Consider the following 16,306-nt stretch of genomic DNA (forward strand, 5'->3'; position numbering starts at 1 on the left):
CAGGGATTCCGGGGTTGTCACGGCTGTCCCAGGGCTGCCTGCAACTGGTCCGCCACGTACTGCTGCTGGGCCTTGCTGATGTGTGGGAAGAGCGGCAACGACAGCATCCCGCGGGCGGCCCGCTCCGTGACCGGGAACGATCCTGGACCCAGGCCCAGGCCCCGGTAGGCGCGGCTGAGGTGCACCGGAACCGGGTAGTGGATGCCCGCGCCGACACCCGCTTCGGTCAGGGCAGCAAGCACGCGGTCCCGTTCTGCGACTCGGATGACGTACAGGTGCCAGACATCGAGGTTGCCCGGGGCCGTGCGGGGTAGCTCGACACCTGGCAGGTCTGCCAGCAGTTCCTGGTAGCGTGCCGCGGCCTTCCGCCGTCGTTCATTCCACAGGGCCAGCCGGCGCAGCTTGGCGTTGAGCACCACCGCCTGGATGGTGTCGAGGCGCGAGTTCATGCCGACCGCGTCGTGCTGGTACTTCCGTTCGCTGCCGTGGGCGCCGAGCATGCGGACCCGGGCTGCGAGGTCGTCGTCATCCGTGACAACAGCTCCGGCATCCCCGGCGGCACCGAGGTTCTTGCCTGGATAGAAGCTCGTGCCGGCGGCCAGCCCCAGCGTGCCGGCGAAGCGGCCATGGCGGGAAGCGCCCTGGGACTGGGCGGCGTCTTCCACAATCACGGCGCCGCAGGCTGCCGCAACCGGGGCCAGCCGCTCGACGAAGGCCGTTTGCCCGAACAGGTGGACGGGCATGATGGCCCGGGTCCGGGGAGTCACTGCCTCCGCCACCCGCTCCGGATCGATCAGCAGGTACTGCGGGTCGACGTCGGCGAGCACCGGTACGGCGCCGATCCGGCTGACCGCCTCGGCCGTCGCGATGAAGGTGTTGGCAGGGAGGATGACCTCGGCTCCGGCCGTGACGCCGGAGGCACGGAGTGCGAGTTCCAGGGCGTCCGTGCCGTTGGCCACCCCGACGCAATTCCGGGTACCGAGGAACCGGGCGTAGGCCTGCTCAAATTCGGCCACGGCCGGGCCTCCGATGAAGGAGGTCTGCGCGAAGACGTCCTTCAGCCCAATCTCGACTTCAGCGGCTATCTCGTCCTGCTGGGCGCCCAGGTCAACGAAGGGTACGGAAATGCCGGCGATTCTGGCCCGGGTCACCGCACACCACCCGCTGCAGTCGCTGCCGGTTCCAGCACGCGCGCCGGGACTCCGGCCCACGTCTCTCCGTCGGGAACGTCGCCCAGCACGGCGGCTCCCATGCCGACCCTCGTTCCCGCCCCCACCCTGGCGCCTTCCCGCACACAGGAGTTCATGCCCAGGTATGCCGCGCGCCCAATCCTGACACCGCCACCCAGCGACACGCCGGCGGCCAGGGTGGCGAAGTCCTCCACCACGTCGTCGTGGGTGAGCGTCACTCCGGGCATCATCACGACGTGGCTCCCGACCGTGATGCCGGCGGTCAGTGTGACGTTGCCCAGCAGGATGCTTCCGGGACCGATGTCGCAGCAGTATGGAATCCGCACGGAAGGGTCGACCACTGTCGCGAAGCGGTGGCTCGGGAAACCGAGCCCGGCGAGTCTGGCGACGACCCGCTCGCGCCCCGTTCCCGCACCGATGCAGACGACCACCCGTGCCTCCGGATAGCGCAGGGCGTGGCTGGCGGGACCCATGATGGGTGCGCCGTCCAGAGCTGACCCGACCTGGGATTCGTCATCGTCGAGGATTCCGACCACGTCGAATTGTCCGTTCTCGCGGACGCAGGCAAGCACCTCGCGGGCAAGGCCGCTGGCGCCAATCAGCAGTAACTCAGTCATGGGAACTCCCCGCAGCCTTCAGGATTGAATCGATGACCCGGGACTGCTCGTCCGGGGTCAACTGGTGGTAGACCGGCAGAATCACGGTGTGGTCTGTGAGTCGTTCCGTCACGGACAGGTCCGCCCGGCCGGTGTTCAGCCCGGCGTAGGCGGGCTGACGGTGCGCGGCCATGATGCCCCGCCGGGCGGATATCCCGTCATTGGCCAGCCGCTCGAGTAGTTCCTCGCGCCCGACGGCGAAGCCCGGCAGGACTTCGAACCAGAAGGACTGGAAATTGCTGGTGCCGTACGGCGGGTCCTGGCTGAAGCGCAGCCCCGCTACCCCGGAGAGCGCCTCCCGGTAGGTGGCGACAATGGCCCGGCGCCGCGCCACCGCCTCCTCCAGCCGGCCCAATTGCACAAGCCCGACGGCGGCCTGCATGTCCGTCATCCGGTAGTTGAACCCGATTTCCCCGTACTCCTCCGGCGGCGCCAGGACCGTGGAGTGCCGGTCCTTCGCGGAGACGCTCATGGCGTGCTCGCGGAGCTTCCGGGCGCGGTCCGCCCATCCTGCGTTGTGAGTGGTCAGCATCCCGCCTTCCCCGGTGGTGAGGATTTTGCGGGGGTGGAACGACCAGGCGGCGAGCTCGGCGCCCGCCCCCACCGGCCGGCCCCGGTAGGTGGATCCCGCCGCGCAGGCGGCGTCCTCGACGACGGTGATGCCCAGTCCGTCGCAGAGGGCCCGGATCGGCACCAGATCGACCGGCATGCCGCCCTGGTCGACCACGATCACCGCGCGCGTGGCGGGGGTCAGGGCTGCGGCGATTGTCCGGACGGACACGTTCCCGGTGTCCGGTTCGACGTCGGCGAAGACCGGCCTGGCGCCCACATAGGTGACCGCGTTGGCGGTGGCGATGAAGGACAGGGAAGGCACCACGACGTCGTCGCGCGGCCCGATGCCGGCCACTTTCAGGGCCAGATGCAGGGCCGTGGTGCAGTTGGAGACGGCGACGGCGTGGGCGGCCTGTTGTGTGCCGGCGAAGGCTTCCTCGAAGCGCGCCACGCGGGGCCCCTGCGCCACCCAGCCGGAGGCGATCACTTCGGCGACGGCCTCGGCTTCCTCGGTCCCGAGCCACGGTCTCATGACGTTGATCCGGCTCAGGGCCCGGTCCTGGCTGACGGTCACCGCGCACCTCCGACCCTGGCATCCGCAATCTCGTCGCGCAGCGGCCGCCACCAGTTCACAAGTTCCCGCAGCCCGTCTTCGAGCCCGGTTTCGGCTCTGAATCCCAGGTCGCGCCGCGCCGCGGCCGTGTCCGCCTGGCGCCGGACGACCCCGTTGACGGCCCGCTCGGGGCCGTGCTCCACGTGCAGCTCCGAATCCATGGCCCGCAACAGTGCCTCGGCCAGTTCCAGCAGGCTGGTCTCGGCACCGCTGGCGACGTTGTACACACCCTCGTCTACGCCGCTGCCTGCGGCCAGGATGTTGGCCCGGGCCACGTCCCGGGTGTGGACGAAATCCATGGTCTGCTGTCCGTCGCCGAAGATCAGCGGCGGCAGCCCGTCCTCGATGCGCTCCATCCAGCGGACCAGCACCTCGGTGTAGAGCCCATGGACGTCCATCCGGGGCCCGTACACGTTGAAATAGCGCAGCAGCACGTAGTCCAGGCCGGACATCGCACGGAAGCTGCGGGCCATGGCCTCGTTGAAGGACTTTGCGGCGCCGTAGAACGTGTCGTTGTTGTGGTGGTGATGGCGTTCCGAGGTCGGGAAGGTCTCCGCCATGCCGTAGACCGAGGCGCTGGAGGCGGCCACGAGTTTGCCGACCCGCTGGGCGGAGGCGGCTTCGAGCACGTTGAAGGTCCCGTCGACCAGCACCTCGAGCGCGAGCCGGGGTTCCTCGGCGCACTGGGTGATCCGGATGGCCGCCTGGTGGAAGACGATGTCTTTGCCCCGGCTCAGGTCGTGGACGAGGTCCCGGTCGCGGAGGTCCCCTTCGATGAGGTGGACCCGGCCGCTGGCGATCGCCGGATCGAGGTTGGCCCGCCGGCCGCGGACCAGGTTATCCAGCACGTCAATCGTGCCGGCGCCGGCGTCGAGCAGGTGGTCCACGACAGTGGAGCCGATGGTTCCCGCTCCTCCGGTGACCAGGACCTGCGCGCCCTGAAGCGTGCTCATCGGCTGGCCTCCAGCTTCGCTTCGTTGCCGACGACGATGCTGGCTTTCCCGTCCGCGCTGAGGCTGTCGCTGACAGCCTCCAGCACGGACAGCACCCGCAGGCCGGATGCGCCGCTGGTCCTGGCCGGGCGCTGTTGCCGGATACTGTTGGCGAATTCGGCCACCATCTGCCCCAGCGCCTCGTGTTCGGGCAGCGCCGGCGACCAGGTGTCACCCAGCCGGTAGGAGATGGCTGAGGCCTTCCGGTCGGCCGAGGACCGGGACTGGCGGTCCAGGCTCACTCCGCGGTCGTAGACGCTGAGCCGCTGCTGGGGGTTTAAGTCATCCCAGACCAGGGTGCGCCGGGAGCCGCCGACCACCAGCTGGCGGATCTTGGTCGGGCTCAGCCAGTTGACGTGGACGTGGGCCATGGCGTCGTTGGGCAGTGCAAACGTCAGGTGCCCGATGCAGGCATGGCCGGTACCCAACGGATCCGCGCCGTGCGCCGCGACCTCCACCGGCCGCAGCCCCTCGGGCAGGATGAAGTCAAGGATGGACAGGTCGTGCGGGGCCAGGTCCCAGAAGACATCGACGTCCGGCTGCACGAGCCCCAGATTGATCCGGACCGAATCAATGAACAGGATGTCGCCCAGGGACCCGTCGGCGATCAGTTCCCGGATCTTCAGGACGGCCGGCGTGTAGCAGTAGGTGTGGTCCGCCATCAGGACCAGCCCCCGCTCATCCGCTTCCTCGACCATCTCCAGCCCCTTAAGCCGGCTGTCAGCGAGGGGCTTCTCGACCAACACATGCTTCCCGGCCTGCAGCGCCGTCAGGGCAATTCCGTGGTGTGTGTGAGCCGGCGTCGCAATCGCAACGGCGTCGACGTCGGCCGTGTCGAGCAACTCGTCAATGGACCGGAAGACGGGAACACCGCCCTGGGCCGCGGCGAGCTTAGCGGCACGCGGCTGGTCCAGGTCGACGATTCCGGCCAGCTCCCAGTCGGGACTCGCCGTGAAGTTTCGCGCCAGGTTGGGTCCCCAGTAGCCCGCACCGATGACCGCTGCCCGCATCAGGCCGCGGGAGTACCCCGAACGTGTTTCATTCATTGTGTTTCCTCACTCAGTCAGTACGCGCCGGCAGGCACGCACATAGCCCTGAAGGTGCGCCATATGATGATGACGTCGCCCATGATCGACCAGTTTTCGACGTAGTAGAGATCCAGCCGCACGGCCTCGTCCCACGGCAGGTCCGAACGTCCGTTGACCTGCCACAGCCCGGTAATCCCCGGTTTGATCAGCAGCCGGCGGTGCGTATGCCGCTCGTAGCCGCCCACCTCACGCTGCAACGGCGGGCGGGGCCCGACCAGGCTCATTTCGCCGCACAGGACGTTCCAGAACTGCGGCAGTTCGTCCAGCGAGTAACGGCGCATCCAGCGTCCGCAGCGGGTCACGCGGGGATCATTGCGCATTTTGAAGAGAACACCGGCTCCCTCGTTCTGCACCCCGAGACTAGACAGCGCGGCTTCGGCGTCCGTGATCATGGACCGGAACTTGAGCATCCGGAATGGCTGCCCGGCCTTGCCCACCCGCTCTTGCCGGAACAGGACCGGTCCCGGGCTGTCGCGCTTGACGATGATCGCCAGGACCAGGAAGAGGGGCGACAACAGGATCAGGGCAGCCGCGGCGACCGCGATGTCCAGCAGGCGCTTGAAAGCATGCCTGGCGCCGCTGTAGCGGGGCACATCCACGTGCATCAACGGCAGCCCTTCCACCGGGCGCCAGTGGATCCGGGGCCCGGCGACGTTGGTCAGGGACGAGGCGAGCACCAGTTCCGCCTGGTGCTCCTCCAGCCCCCAGCCCAGTTCGCGGATGTACTGGTTGCCGCCGGGGACCGGCCCGGCCACGATGACTGCTTCCGCACCGCACCGGCCAACCGTCCGTACGACGTCATCCGTGGAGGAGAGGACAGGAACCCGCCGGCCGTCGACGTCGAACGACGTCCCCCGCCGCCCGCCGGGCAACGATACGCCGAGGACCTCGTAGACGGCGCCGGACTTCCGGGCGATCCGCTTGAGCACGTAGCGCACATCCTCCGCCTGGCCGATGACGATCGCCTTGACGAGGTACTGTCCCTGCGACTGGCGCGCGTTGTACCAGCGGCGGGCAACCCAGCGGCTGCCCGGCAGCAGGGTGAGTCCCAGCGGTAGGGAGACCAGGTAGAACGCCGATGCCGGCTGCACGCGGAACGCCACGAGGCCGACGGCGAGCAGCCCGAAGACCGCGCCGCTGGCGGCAGCAACCCGCTTGTATTCGCTGGTCCCGGCTCCCAAAATCTTCGTGTCCCTTGTGCGGTAGAGGCCAAGGGCTGCAATCCACATCACGCCTAGGACTCCGCCGATGGCGGCCGCGTTGAGGTCACTGAGGCCTCCCGCGAAGGGCTGGCCGCCGTCGAAGGGGACGAGGAAGCCGGCGGTGACACAGAGGATGACCAGCACGGCATCTGTGCCCCGCAGCACGCGGCGCAGGAACCGCGCCCATTCCCGGCCGGAGGGCCGTGCCGGGGCCGGCGTAGGGGCGACCGCAGCGGCGGGCAGCCCCGCAGTGTCAGCAGCGGCGACGGAGGCCCGGAGCGGCTCGAAGGATGCGGGAGCGCTGTGGCCGACGTATGACGCGTGAAGGGCGTGGGGCGCGTACGCGAGGTCGGCCATCGTCCCTCCGGGGCGGCCAGCGGTGTGTCCGGGGGTTTGGAGGGTCAGGCCGTGCGGCATGCCCTCGGACCGCGGTGTCACCGGGACCTGCTGGGGCCACTGGGCCGCGGGCCGGCGGACGCTTCGTCCGCACAAATTAAGGATGTTCGGTCAGGAGGCCGAACATCCGGGGCGACAGCGAACCAGCGTGCCATTGCGACTCCCTCCAAAAGGCAATTGGCTGCATCATTTGATGCCTGAGCCAATCAAAGATGGTGGGAATACGCCGGTCACGAGTGGTTGCTACTTGCCTTTACGAACCAAGCCGAAAAGGCCATGTCCGGGTAGTACTCACTACCCGGACATGGCCGCCCGCGCTGGCACCGGAATCTGGCAGGCAGGTACCGCCGAACGCCGGTGGAGGGTGGTCTAAGTAGTCATCAGGATCTTCAGGGCGTCGCGCTCGACGGCCACGGCGAGATGCGTTCCGGTGCCGAGGTGGTCACCGTCCAGCTGGAATTCCTGCTCGTGCTCCAGGGTGATCTCAGCGGATTTTCCCTGGAAATACTCCACCGATTCGGTCTCGCGCTTGTTCCGGCCGAAAATCCCGGCCACAACCCCCAGCCAGCCGAGCCGGCCGCGCGGGGCCAGGACCAGCAGGTCCAGCACGCCGTCGTCGACCTTGGCGTCCGGGAAGATCTCGACCCCGCCCATGATCCGGCCGCAGTTGCCGATCATGACGCTGCGGATCCTGCGGCGGACGGGTTCCCCGCCGTCGACGCTGATCCTGGCTTTGACCGGTTTGCCGGGGAGTTTACGGATGCCCGCCTCAACGTACGCGAGCCAGCCCATGCGGTCCTTGAGCACATCGACGGTGTCGGCCATGATCGCGGCGTCGTAGCCGAGCCCGGCCATCACCAGGAACACCTGCTCCTCATCCGAGTGGTTCAGCCGCGCCTTGACGACGTCGATGGCCTTTTCGCTGCCGTTGAGCACGTCGTAGCAGGCCGAGACGGGATCGGTGATGTCCACGCCGAGGTTGCGGGCCAGGAGGTTTCCGGTTCCCAGCGGCACCAGGCCCATGGGTGTGCCGGTGCCGGCGAGCACCTCGGCGACGCAACGCACGGTGCCGTCGCCGCCCGCGGCAATAACGACGTCGACCCCGGCCTCCAGCGCCTGGCGCGCCTGACCGGCGCCCGGGTCTTCGACCGTTGTTTCGAGCCAGAGCGGCTCGGCCCATCCCTGCGTTTCGCACAGCCGGAGGATTGCGCCCTGGAGCGACGAACCAACGGATTTGGCGGGGTTGATGATTACGGCTGCGCGCCTAACCTGTGGAGTGCTGTCAGGCGCGGGATTGTTCTCTGGCATGGCATCCTTCGGAGGCAAGGGGGCGTGAGGTGTCCCGGATTGAAATCCTAGCGGGATTCCGCACGTAACTTCCGCAGCCGGGGCGCGAAGCGTGGACGTCCGCGCGCCGGAGTCACTAGACTGGCCATGCTCAAGTACTGGAGCCTGCCGTCCCAAGCGATTTTGGGCCGGCTGCCTGTCCGGATCAGCCTGACAGGCCGCACTCCAGGGGCGGGAAGCGGGAGTACATGTCCGAACCACACGAGAACTACTCGGCCGAGGCCGAAGCGTCCAGCACCGATCCCCACGACTGGGGCCGCGCCATGGCGCGGGCGGTTACGCGCCTGGCGGAGCAGATCGCCCCGGCGGACAGCGAGGACATTCATGCCTGCCTTGTGGGCAAGGACCTGCATCTGAAGATCCGTGACGACGAAGCCGGCGTCACCATCACGGTCTCCACCGCCCCGGCTGCGGACCCGTCCAGCTGAGCTCCCCTAACGCCCGGAAGACAGGTCCGCGGAGATGACTTCGGCGGTGGCCACCGTTGCCGCCCGCACGGAGTCCAGGTAGGCCGCCGGGTCCGGCCGGCTCGCGACCGACTGGGCCTGCAATGACACGTTGATGGCGGCGACCACCTTAGGGCCGTCGTGGACGGGCGCGGCAACGGACATCAGCCCGAGCTCCAGTTCCTGGTTCAGCAGGCACCAGCCCTGCTCCCTCACGGTGGCAAGTTCGGCGAGCAGTCCCTCGCGCGTGCCGATGGCCAGCGGGGTCAGGGGCCGGATTTCAGTGCTGGCAAGGTAGTCCTGCAGCTGGTCGGGCGGCAGCGCCGCCAGCAACACCCTGCCCATCGAGGTGGCGTACGCCGGAAAGCGGGTACCGACGGTGATGCCGACGGTCATGATCCGTCGCGTCGCGACCCGGGCGATGTAGGCGATGTCCGTGCCTTCCAGCACGGCGGCCGAGGTCGACTCCCCCAGCTGGAGCGACAACTCCTCGAGGTGGGGCTGGGCGAGCTGCGGCAGCGACAGCCCGGACAGGTAGGCGTAGCCGAGCTGCAGCACCTTGGCGGTCAGCGCGAAGATCTTGCCGTCGGTGCGGACATAGCCCAACTCCACGAGCGTGTACAGGAACCGCCGCGCCGTGGCCCGGGTGAGGTCCGTCCGGGCGGCCACCTCCGTTAGCGTCATCTTCGGATGGTCCGTGTCGAAGGCGCGGATCACCGCCAGGCCGCGCGCCAGCGACTGCACGTACTGGTCACTGGCCGCCGGCGCGCCACCGGCCTTGGCGCCCTTTGCTGCGTCAATCATTTCCATGCCTCTCGGTCCCGCACCACTTTATCCGTGCGAGCGGATGCTCAGCTTCCGGCGGCGGACGCGGCCCTCAGCGGCACCGGAACCATGTCCTGCAGCTCCTCGAGCGTGCAGCCGAAGGTTTCCCGGACCTCGACCCCGTCGGGGCCGGTCAGGAAGACGGCCCTGTCCGTGTACACGCGGGTCACACAGCCGATGCCGGTGAGCGGGTAGCTGCAGGTCTCGACGAGTTTGGAGATCCCCTCGCGGGTCAGGAGGGTCATCATGACGAAGACATCCTTGGCGCCGGTGGCGAGGTCCATGGCCCCGCCGACGGCCGGGATCGCGTCCGGCGCGCCGGTGTGCCAGTTGGCGAGATCGCCGGTGGCGGAGACCTGGAACGCGCCGAGCACGCAGATGTCCAGGTGCCCGCCGCGCATGATCGCGAAGGAGTCGGCGTGGTGGAAGTAGGAGGCTCCGGGGAGTTCGGTCACCGGGATCTTGCCGGCGTTGATAAGGTCGCCGTCGATCTGGTCCCCGGTGGCCTCGGGGCCCATGCCCAGCATGCCGTTCTCGGTGTGGAGCGTGATGTCCTGTTCCGGCTCGAGGTAGTTGGAGACCAGGGTGGGCTGGCCGATGCCGAGGTTCACGAAGGAGCCGGGCTTGATGTCCCGGGCCACCAGGCGGGCCAGGTCATCGCGGCCCAGGGGCTTCTCGGAGGTCCGGATGCCGGCGGGGCTTGCCGTTTGGTCATTGGACTGGACGCTCATCTCAGGCCACCTTCACAATGCTGTTGACGTAGATTCCGGGGGTCACGATGATCTCCGGGTCGAGGCCGCCCGTGGGGACGATCCCGGAGACCTGGACGATCGTGTGTTTGGCCGCGGCGGCCATGATCGGGCCGAAGTTTCGGGCGGTTTTGCGGTAGACGAGGTTGCCCTTGCCGTCGGCTGTGAACGCCTTGATGAGCGCGACGTCGGCGTGGATGGGGGTCTCGAAGACCTGGCCGCGGCCGTCGAGGATGCGGGTTTCCTTGCCTTCGGCCAGCATGGTGCCGTAGCCGGTGGGGGTGAAGAAGCCGCCGATCCCGGCGCCCGCGGCGCGGATCCGCTCGGCGAGGTTGCCCTGCGGCACTAGTTCGAGCTCGATCTCGCCGGCGCGGAACTTCGCGTCGAAGTGCCAGGAGTCGGACTGCCGCGGGAAGGAGCAGATCATCTTCTTCACCCTGCCTTCCTTGATCAGCAGCGCCAGGCCCTGATCGCCCTGGCCGGCGTTGTTGTTGACCACGGTGAGGCCGGTGGCTCCGCAGTCCATCAGCGCGTCGATGAGTTCAAACGGCTGGCCGGCGTTGCCGAAGCCGCCGATCATGACGGTGGAGCCGTCCTTGATGCCGGCGACGGCCTCGCCGACAGTGTCTACAAAGTTCAGCATTCGCTTACGCCTTTTCTGTGTTGGTTCCGGTAACGGTCATGTTTTCGAGGACGATGGCGAGGCCCTGGCCGACGCCGATGCAGATTGCGGCGACGCCCCAGCGTTCACCGGAGGTCTGCAGGGACCGGGCCAGGGTGCCGAGGATGCGGCCGCCGGAGGCGCCGAGGGGGTGGCCCATGGCGATCGCGCCGCCGTGCCGGTTCACGATTCCGGGGTCGATGCCCCAGGCGTTGATGCAGGCCAGGGACTGCGCGGCGAAGGCCTCGTTGAGTTCGACGGCGCCGACCTGGTCCCAGCCGATGCCGGCCTTGGCGAGGGCCTTGTTCGCGGCCTCCACCGGGGCGTAGCCGAAGTACTGCGGATCGTTCGCGTGCGCGCCGCGGCCGGCGATGCGGGCCAAAGGTTCCATCCCCAGGATCCCGGCGGCGTTCTCGGAGCCGAGCCAGGCCGCGGACGCGCCGTCGGAGAGCGGCGAGGCGTTCCCGGCGGTGACGGTGCCGTTTTCGGTCCGGAACACGGTCTTGAGCCCGGCGAGCTTCTCCGCCGATGACCCGGCGCGGATGCCCTCGTCCCGGACCAGGTCCGTGCCGGGAACCGGCGTGACGAGCCGGTCGTAGAAGCCCTCGTCCCAGGCCGCGGCGGCGAGGTTGTGGGAGTTGGCGGAGAATTCGTCCTGGGCCTGACGGGTGATCCCGTACTTCTCGGCCAGCCGTTCGGTGGCCTCACCCAGGGACACGGTCCAGTCCGGGCGCATGGCCTTGTTCACCAGCCGCCAGCCCAGGGTGGTGGAGACCAGGGTCATGTCCCCGGCCGGGTAGGGCTTCTCGGTCTTGGGCAGCACCCACGGCGCGCGGGACATCGACTCGGCGCCGCCGACCAGCATCAGCTCCGCGTCGCCGGTGTTGATCTGCCGGGACGCGATGATCGCCGCGTCCAGCGAGGACCCGCAGAGCCGGTTGACCGTGGTGCCGGGGATCGAGACCGGCAGGCCCGCCAGGAGGGTGCCCATCCGGGCGATGTTGCGGTTTTCCTCGCCCGCACCGTTGGCGTTGCCGAACACGACCTCGTCGATGCGCTCGACATCGAGGCCCGGCGCGCGCTTCACGGCTTCACCGATCACATGTGCGGCCAGGTCATCCGGGCGGACCCCGGCGAGCCCGCCGCCGAACTTCCCAAACGGGGTCCGCACGGCGTCGTACAGAAAAGCGTGATTCATGATTCCTCTAATTTCCGTCGAGAATCCCAACCAGGTAGCAGATAAGGCCGTTCTGAGGGCTCAAAACGGCCCCAGCAGCCAGCTAGTTGGGAGGGGTGGCTGCGTCAAGCTCGGCAAAGACTTGCTGGGCGGTCTTGAAGGCGGTGTTGGCGGAGGGGACCCCGCAGTAGATGGCGGTCTGCAGCAGGATTTCCTTGATCTCGTCCCGGCTCAGGCCATTGGTGACGGCGGCGCGGAGGTGCATGGCCAGTTCTTCCCAGTGGCCGTGGGCCACCATCGCGGTGATGGTGACCGCGGAGCGCATCTGCCGGGTCAGGCCCGGCCGGGTCCAGATGCCGCCCCAGGCGATCCGGGTGATCATGTCCTGGAAGTCCTCGGTGAAGGAATCCCTGGCGGCGTTGGCGCGGTCGACGTGCGCGGCTCCGAGCACTTCGCGCCGGACGGCCATTCCGCCGTCGTAGATTTCCTGGCTGGTGGCCTCCGGCTGGACGACGCCGTTCCGCGCTGCGCCGCTGAGATCTGCGCCGGTCACTTGGCTGCTCCGCTGGATTCAGTCCAGGTGATGAGGCTCCGCAGCAGCTCGGCGACGTGGCCGGGTGCCTCAAACGGGGCCAGGTGTGCCACCCCTTCGAGGGTGACGGCGCTGGCGGTGCCGCCGCCGGCGGTGATCCCTGCAGCGATCGCCTCGGCGAAGGACGGCGGGGCGACGCTGTCCTGGGCGCCGGCGACGGCCTGGGTGGGGACGCTGATGCTGCCGAGCTCGTCCCGGACGTCGAAGCCGGCGAGGGCCTCGCAGCAGAAGGCGTAGCTGAACCGGTCGGCGTCGCGCAGGCTGTGCAGCAACCGGCCGCTGAGTTCCGGCTGGCGCTCCATGAAGCCGGGGGCGAACCAGCGTTGCGCCGAGCCCTGGATCATCACGGGCGTTCCCTGCGTACGGACGGTCTCCGCGCGTTCCAGCCAGCCCTCGGGCGTGCCGAGCTTCGCTCCGGTGCACTGCACGGACAGGCTCTTGAGCCGTTCGCCGTGCTTGATGCCCAGCTGCAGGCCGGTGGCCCCGCCCAGGGACACGCCGGCGTAGTGGAAACTCGCTCCGGGGGCGATCGAATCCACCAGCTCGACGACGGCGTCTGCCAGTTCGGCGACGGTGAAAGTTTCCTTGGCGGCCGGCGAGATGCCGTGGCCCGGCAGGTCCCAGGCGACGACGTCGACGTCGTCCCCGAGCAGGGCGCCGGCCTGGGTCCACAGCAACGTGGACGTGCCCAGCGACGGGCCCACCACGAGGAGGGGCTTGTCGCCCAGCGGGCGCTGGGGTGACAGCAGTACTGCCTTGAGAGTTGGTCTAGCCACGGGAGGCTCCGTTCAGCTCGGGGGTCGGTGATGCGGTGTGGGAACCGGCGACTGCGTCAGTGACGCGGCCGCTGTAGTCCGGGTAGGCGGCGAGGATGCGCCGGGAGATCTCGGCGGCCTGGCCGAGGTAGTTGGCCGGATCAAGCAGCTGCTCCAGCCGGGCGTCGGAGAGCAGGTCCGCCGGGACGGCTGCACGGAGCAGCCGCCGGTAGGTGGACGCCTGGTCCGCGGCCGGGACCCGGAGGGTCTCGTCCACCACCGCCTGCAGCCGCTGCCTGCCGTCCGCGCTTTTCTTACCCGCGACGTTTCCCGCCAGGAGCGGTGCGACGGCGGCCGTGACGGCCTCGCTGAGCAGCAGCGGGCCGGAAAGATCCAGGTTCCGCCGCATGGCCTGGGGGAAGACCTGCAGGCCCTCGGCGAGTTCGCGGAGCTGCACGGCGGCGCCGAGGCCAAGGCGGAGAAGCTGGCGGAGCGCCGGCCATTCGCTGTGCCAGGCACCGTCGGGCCGTTCATCGTTGAAGTTGGCGGCGGCCAGGTGCAGCTGGGCGGCGTGGCCGGGCGCCTGCAGGGCTGCGCTGCGGATCAGCACGGAGAGTACCGGGTTCTGCTTCTGCGGCATGGCAGAGGACCCTCCCCGGCCGGCGGCGCGCGGTTCGGCGAGCTCGGCGACCTCCGGCCGGCTGAGGAACAGCACGTCGGCGGCGATCTTGCCCGCAGCGTCGGTCACGGAGGCCAGGGCGTCACCGAGGGATGTCACGGCCAGCCGGTTCGTGTGCCAGGGGGCCGGGACGGCGGCGAGTCCGAGTTCCGCGGCCAGCCGATCGGAGAGATCCAGGGGGCTGAGGCTTGAGCCCGCCGTCAGCACGGTGCCCGCGGCCAGGGTTCCGGCCGCTCCCCCGGTCTGGACGGGGAATTCGAGGGCCGCCAGGCGGCGGGCGGCAGCGGCGAGTCCGTGGAACCACTGGGCCGCCTTGAGTCCGAAGCTGAACGGCAGGGAGTGCTGGGTGAGGCTGCGCCCCACGCACAGGGTGTCCGCATGCTGTGCGGCGAGGGCGGCCAGTGCCGCGGTCGTTGCCGTGAGCTCGGTGAGCAGTCCGCGGACCGCCTCCCTGCACAGCAGCATAAGCGCACTGTCGAGGACGTCCTGGCTGGTTAGCGAGGTGTGCACGGCTTTCCCGGCACCGATACCCGCCGCGTCGAGGGCCTTGACCTGACTGCGGAGATCCGCCAGCAGCGGGATCACCGGGTTGGCGCCGCCCTGGGCGCGCACGGCCAGGTCCGCGACGTCATAGCGGCCCACCTCGGCCGCCGCGGCGACCACCGCGGCGGACCCGGCCGGGGCGAGTGCTGCCTGTTCCAGGACCGCGGCCCAGGCGGCCTCGACCCGGAGCAGGGCGGTCAGCACGGCCCGGTCCCCGGTCAGCGCCGCCACAAAGGGCGACGCCGACACGGGACTCAGGAGGCCAAAATCGCCCTGCGGGCCGGCGTCGCCCCCGGTGGCTCCGCTGGTTTCACGAGAGATCACTTCGAGGCGCCCTCGAAGTCGAGGAACACCGTCTCGCCCGGGCCCTGGAGCCGGACGTCCCAGCTTAGGCCGCCGTCGGCGTCGCGGCGTGCGATCAGGGTTTTGCGGCGTTCCGGATCCAGCGAGGACAGCAGCGGATCCGCGGCCAGGGCCTCACCGTTCTCCGGCAGGTAGATCCGGGTGAAGAGCCGGTTCATGAGTCCGCGGGCGAAGACCGCAACGGCGATGAAAGGCGCTGCGCCGTCCTCGGTGGGGCCGGGGTTGACCGTGGTGAAGGTGAAGACGCCTGTGTTGCCGACGGCGCTGCGGCCGAAGCCGGTGAAGGTGTAGCCGTCGCGCACGAGCGAACCCGTGTGGTGCGGGACGTTACCCTCGGCGTCCGCCTGCCAGATTTCCAGGATCGCGTCCGGAATCGGGTGTCCGGCGCCGTCGTAGACGGTGCCCTGGAGCCGGATGGAGCCCGGGGAACCGGGAGCCAGCAGCTCGCGGTCCTTGGTGTAGGGCAGCGCGTAGCCGTAGAAGGGGCCCACGGTCTGGCCCGGTGTCGGAGTGAGTTTACTCATGCTGGCCTTATTCATCGTCGTCTCCTGCTGCGCCGAGTGCCTCGTTCTCTGTCCAGGTCCGCTTCGACCCCGTCAGGACGATGTCCCAGTTGTACGCCAGGGCCCACTCGGGTTTGGTCTGCTCGTGGTTGTAGGTGGCCACCAGCCGGTCCCGGGCGTCCTGGTCGACAATCGACTGGTAGATCGGGTCCAGCGGGAAGAGCTGGTCGCCGGGGAAGTACATCTGGGTGACGATCCGCTGGGTGAACTCCTGCCCGAACAGGGAGAAGTGGATGTGCGCCGGGCGCCAGGCGTTGAGGTGGTTCTTCCACGGGTAGGCGCCGGGCTTGATCGTGGTGAAGCTGTAGGAGCCGTCGGCGCCGGTGATGCAGCGGCCGACGCCGGTGAAGTTGGGGTCCAGCGGTGCCGGGTGCTGGTCCCGCTTGTGGATGTAGCGGCCGGCGGAGTTCGCCTGCCAGATCTCCACCAGCTGGCCGGCGACGGGACGGCCGTAGCCGTCGAGCACGCGGCCGGAGACGATGATGCGTTCGCCCAGCGGCTCGCCGTTGTGCTGGATGGTCAGGTCCGCTTCGAGCGCGTGGACGTCCATGTGCCCGAAGGCCGGGGAGTACAGCTCGATAGTTTCCGGATCCGCGTGGTGCAGGTCCTTGGTGGGGTGGCGCAGGACGCTGCTGCGGTACGGTGCGTAGTCCAGCCGCGGCTGGATCTCCGCCGGGGCGCCGTTCCTGAGCGCCTGCGCGTAAGCATCGCCGAGGGCTTTCATCTCGGCGCTGAGGTCCGCCTGCGACTCGGCGGCGGTATCCAGGGCAGGGACAGCGCGCGCAGCCGTCTTCGGTGCGGCCTCCGTGGCTTCGTCGGACACGTCTTCGGTGAGCGGATCCGCGTTGTAGATCTCAAGGTTGAATTCTTCAGGCACAGCAGCCTCCTTTCGTTGGGTGGTGGTGTTTGGTTTTGCC

17 protein-coding genes are annotated in these 16,306 nt (G+C 68.9%); 1 reads left to right on the forward strand and 16 read right to left on the reverse strand.

Annotated features, from left to right (window positions below; translation table 11 throughout):
- Window positions 1–17: 17 nt before the first annotated feature.
- The 7 genes from J2W14_RS00600 to J2W14_RS00630 all read right to left on the reverse strand — a co-directional run bounded on the left by J2W14_RS00600 (window position 18) and on the right by J2W14_RS00630 (window position 7,997).
- Window positions 18–1,151 (reverse strand): DegT/DnrJ/EryC1/StrS family aminotransferase, encoded by a 1,134-nt coding sequence (locus tag J2W14_RS00600; protein WP_307456884.1) that lies wholly within the window; start codon window positions 1,149–1,151, stop codon window positions 18–20.
- Complete coding sequence (locus tag J2W14_RS00605; RefSeq protein ID WP_307456887.1) at window positions 1,148–1,807, reverse strand: acetyltransferase; 660 nt, start codon at window positions 1,805–1,807, stop codon at window positions 1,148–1,150. Before J2W14_RS00605 ends, J2W14_RS00600 begins: the two co-directional genes overlap by 4 nt.
- Complete coding sequence (locus J2W14_RS00610) at window positions 1,800–2,972, reverse strand: DegT/DnrJ/EryC1/StrS family aminotransferase (protein WP_307456889.1); 1,173 nt, start codon at window positions 2,970–2,972, stop codon at window positions 1,800–1,802. Before J2W14_RS00610 ends, J2W14_RS00605 begins: the two co-directional genes overlap by 8 nt.
- Entirely contained in the window at window positions 2,969–3,964 is a 996-nt protein-coding gene (locus J2W14_RS00615; protein WP_307456892.1) for an NAD-dependent epimerase/dehydratase family protein, read from the reverse strand. Before J2W14_RS00615 ends, J2W14_RS00610 begins: the two co-directional genes overlap by 4 nt.
- On the reverse strand, window positions 3,961–5,049 hold the full coding sequence (locus J2W14_RS00620) for a Gfo/Idh/MocA family protein (protein WP_307456895.1): 1,089 nt from the start codon (window positions 5,047–5,049) through the stop codon (window positions 3,961–3,963). The genes J2W14_RS00615 and J2W14_RS00620 overlap by 4 nt, the downstream gene beginning before the upstream one ends.
- 17 nt (window positions 5,050–5,066) lie before the next feature.
- The gene (locus tag J2W14_RS00625) at window positions 5,067–6,650 is read right to left on the reverse strand and encodes a sugar transferase (protein ID WP_307456897.1); all 1,584 of its coding nucleotides are present in this window, start codon (window positions 6,648–6,650) and stop codon (window positions 5,067–5,069) included.
- Between the two features lie 408 nt (window positions 6,651–7,058).
- A complete protein-coding gene (locus J2W14_RS00630; protein WP_307456900.1) occupies window positions 7,059–7,997 on the reverse strand; it encodes a diacylglycerol/lipid kinase family protein in 939 nt (312 codons plus the stop codon).
- Between the two features lie 227 nt (window positions 7,998–8,224).
- Here J2W14_RS00630 and J2W14_RS00635 point away from each other — a divergent pair, with 227 nt between their 5' ends.
- On the forward strand, window positions 8,225–8,464 hold the full coding sequence (locus tag J2W14_RS00635) for a hypothetical protein (RefSeq protein ID WP_307456903.1): 240 nt from the start codon (window positions 8,225–8,227) through the stop codon (window positions 8,462–8,464).
- Between the two features lie 6 nt (window positions 8,465–8,470).
- Here the strand turns inward: J2W14_RS00635 and J2W14_RS00640 are convergent, their stop codons facing one another.
- The 9 genes from J2W14_RS00640 to pcaH all read right to left on the reverse strand — a co-directional run bounded on the left by J2W14_RS00640 (window position 8,471) and on the right by pcaH (window position 16,266).
- Complete coding sequence (locus J2W14_RS00640) at window positions 8,471–9,286, reverse strand: IclR family transcriptional regulator domain-containing protein (protein WP_307456905.1); 816 nt, start codon at window positions 9,284–9,286, stop codon at window positions 8,471–8,473.
- Window positions 9,287–9,333: 47 nt separating this feature from the next.
- Window positions 9,334–10,038, reverse strand: coding sequence for a 3-oxoacid CoA-transferase subunit B (locus J2W14_RS00645; protein ID WP_307456909.1), 705 nt, complete (start codon window positions 10,036–10,038; stop codon window positions 9,334–9,336).
- Between the two features lies 1 nt (window position 10,039).
- Complete coding sequence (locus J2W14_RS00650; RefSeq protein ID WP_307456914.1) at window positions 10,040–10,699, reverse strand: 3-oxoacid CoA-transferase subunit A; 660 nt, start codon at window positions 10,697–10,699, stop codon at window positions 10,040–10,042.
- Window positions 10,700–10,703: 4 nt separating this feature from the next.
- Window positions 10,704–11,915, reverse strand: coding sequence for a thiolase family protein (locus J2W14_RS00655; protein WP_307456917.1), 1,212 nt, complete (start codon window positions 11,913–11,915; stop codon window positions 10,704–10,706).
- Window positions 11,916–11,997: 82 nt separating this feature from the next.
- Window positions 11,998–12,447, reverse strand: coding sequence for a 4-carboxymuconolactone decarboxylase (pcaC, locus tag J2W14_RS00660; protein ID WP_307456919.1), 450 nt, complete (start codon window positions 12,445–12,447; stop codon window positions 11,998–12,000).
- Window positions 12,444–13,262, reverse strand: a complete 819-nt coding sequence (locus J2W14_RS00665; RefSeq protein ID WP_307456921.1) for an alpha/beta fold hydrolase — start codon at window positions 13,260–13,262, stop codon at window positions 12,444–12,446. The genes pcaC and J2W14_RS00665 overlap by 4 nt, the downstream gene beginning before the upstream one ends.
- On the reverse strand, window positions 13,255–14,787 hold the full coding sequence (locus J2W14_RS00670; protein WP_307456924.1) for a lyase family protein: 1,533 nt from the start codon (window positions 14,785–14,787) through the stop codon (window positions 13,255–13,257). Before J2W14_RS00670 ends, J2W14_RS00665 begins: the two co-directional genes overlap by 8 nt.
- Window positions 14,784–15,350 carry a protocatechuate 3,4-dioxygenase subunit alpha gene (pcaG, locus tag J2W14_RS00675; protein ID WP_307456927.1) on the reverse strand — a complete coding sequence of 189 codons (567 nt, stop codon included), beginning with the start codon at window positions 15,348–15,350 and terminating at the stop codon, window positions 14,784–14,786. Before pcaG ends, J2W14_RS00670 begins: the two co-directional genes overlap by 4 nt.
- Before the next feature lie 7 nt (window positions 15,351–15,357).
- On the reverse strand, window positions 15,358–16,266 hold the full coding sequence (gene pcaH / locus J2W14_RS00680; RefSeq protein WP_370871153.1) for a protocatechuate 3,4-dioxygenase subunit beta: 909 nt from the start codon (window positions 16,264–16,266) through the stop codon (window positions 15,358–15,360).
- Window positions 16,267–16,306 lie beyond the last annotated feature (40 nt).

The sequence above is a fragment of the Pseudarthrobacter oxydans genome (genome assembly GCF_030812335.1).
In the GTDB taxonomy this organism is placed as follows: Bacteria; Actinomycetota; Actinomycetes; order Actinomycetales; family Micrococcaceae; genus Arthrobacter; species Arthrobacter oxydans_B.

Bases quoted from the DNA above. Each gene is read 5' to 3' on its own strand.
- J2W14_RS00605 (WP_307456887.1), bottom strand. From the start codon at position 1,807: ATGACTGAGTTACTGCTGATTGGCGCCAGCGGCCTTGCCCGCGAGGTG.
- J2W14_RS00615 (WP_307456892.1), bottom strand. From the start codon at position 3,964: ATGAGCACGCTTCAGGGCGCGCAGGTCCTGGTCACCGGAGGAGCGGGA.
- J2W14_RS00620 (WP_307456895.1), bottom strand. From the start codon at position 5,049: ATGAATGAAACACGTTCGGGGTACTCCCGCGGCCTGATGCGGGCAGCG.
- J2W14_RS00625 (WP_307456897.1), bottom strand. From the start codon at position 6,650: ATGGCCGACCTCGCGTACGCGCCCCACGCCCTTCACGCGTCATACGTC.
- J2W14_RS00630 (WP_307456900.1), bottom strand. From the start codon at position 7,997: ATGCCAGAGAACAATCCCGCGCCTGACAGCACTCCACAGGTTAGGCGC.
- J2W14_RS00635 (WP_307456903.1), top strand. From the start codon at position 8,225: ATGTCCGAACCACACGAGAACTACTCGGCCGAGGCCGAAGCGTCCAGC.
- J2W14_RS00640 (WP_307456905.1), bottom strand. From the start codon at position 9,286: ATGATTGACGCAGCAAAGGGCGCCAAGGCCGGTGGCGCGCCGGCGGCC.
- J2W14_RS00645 (WP_307456909.1), bottom strand. From the start codon at position 10,038: ATGAGCGTCCAGTCCAATGACCAAACGGCAAGCCCCGCCGGCATCCGG.
- J2W14_RS00650 (WP_307456914.1), bottom strand. From the start codon at position 10,699: ATGCTGAACTTTGTAGACACTGTCGGCGAGGCCGTCGCCGGCATCAAG.
- J2W14_RS00655 (WP_307456917.1), bottom strand. From the start codon at position 11,915: ATGAATCACGCTTTTCTGTACGACGCCGTGCGGACCCCGTTTGGGAAG.
- pcaG (WP_307456927.1), bottom strand. From the start codon at position 15,350: ATGAGTAAACTCACTCCGACACCGGGCCAGACCGTGGGCCCCTTCTAC.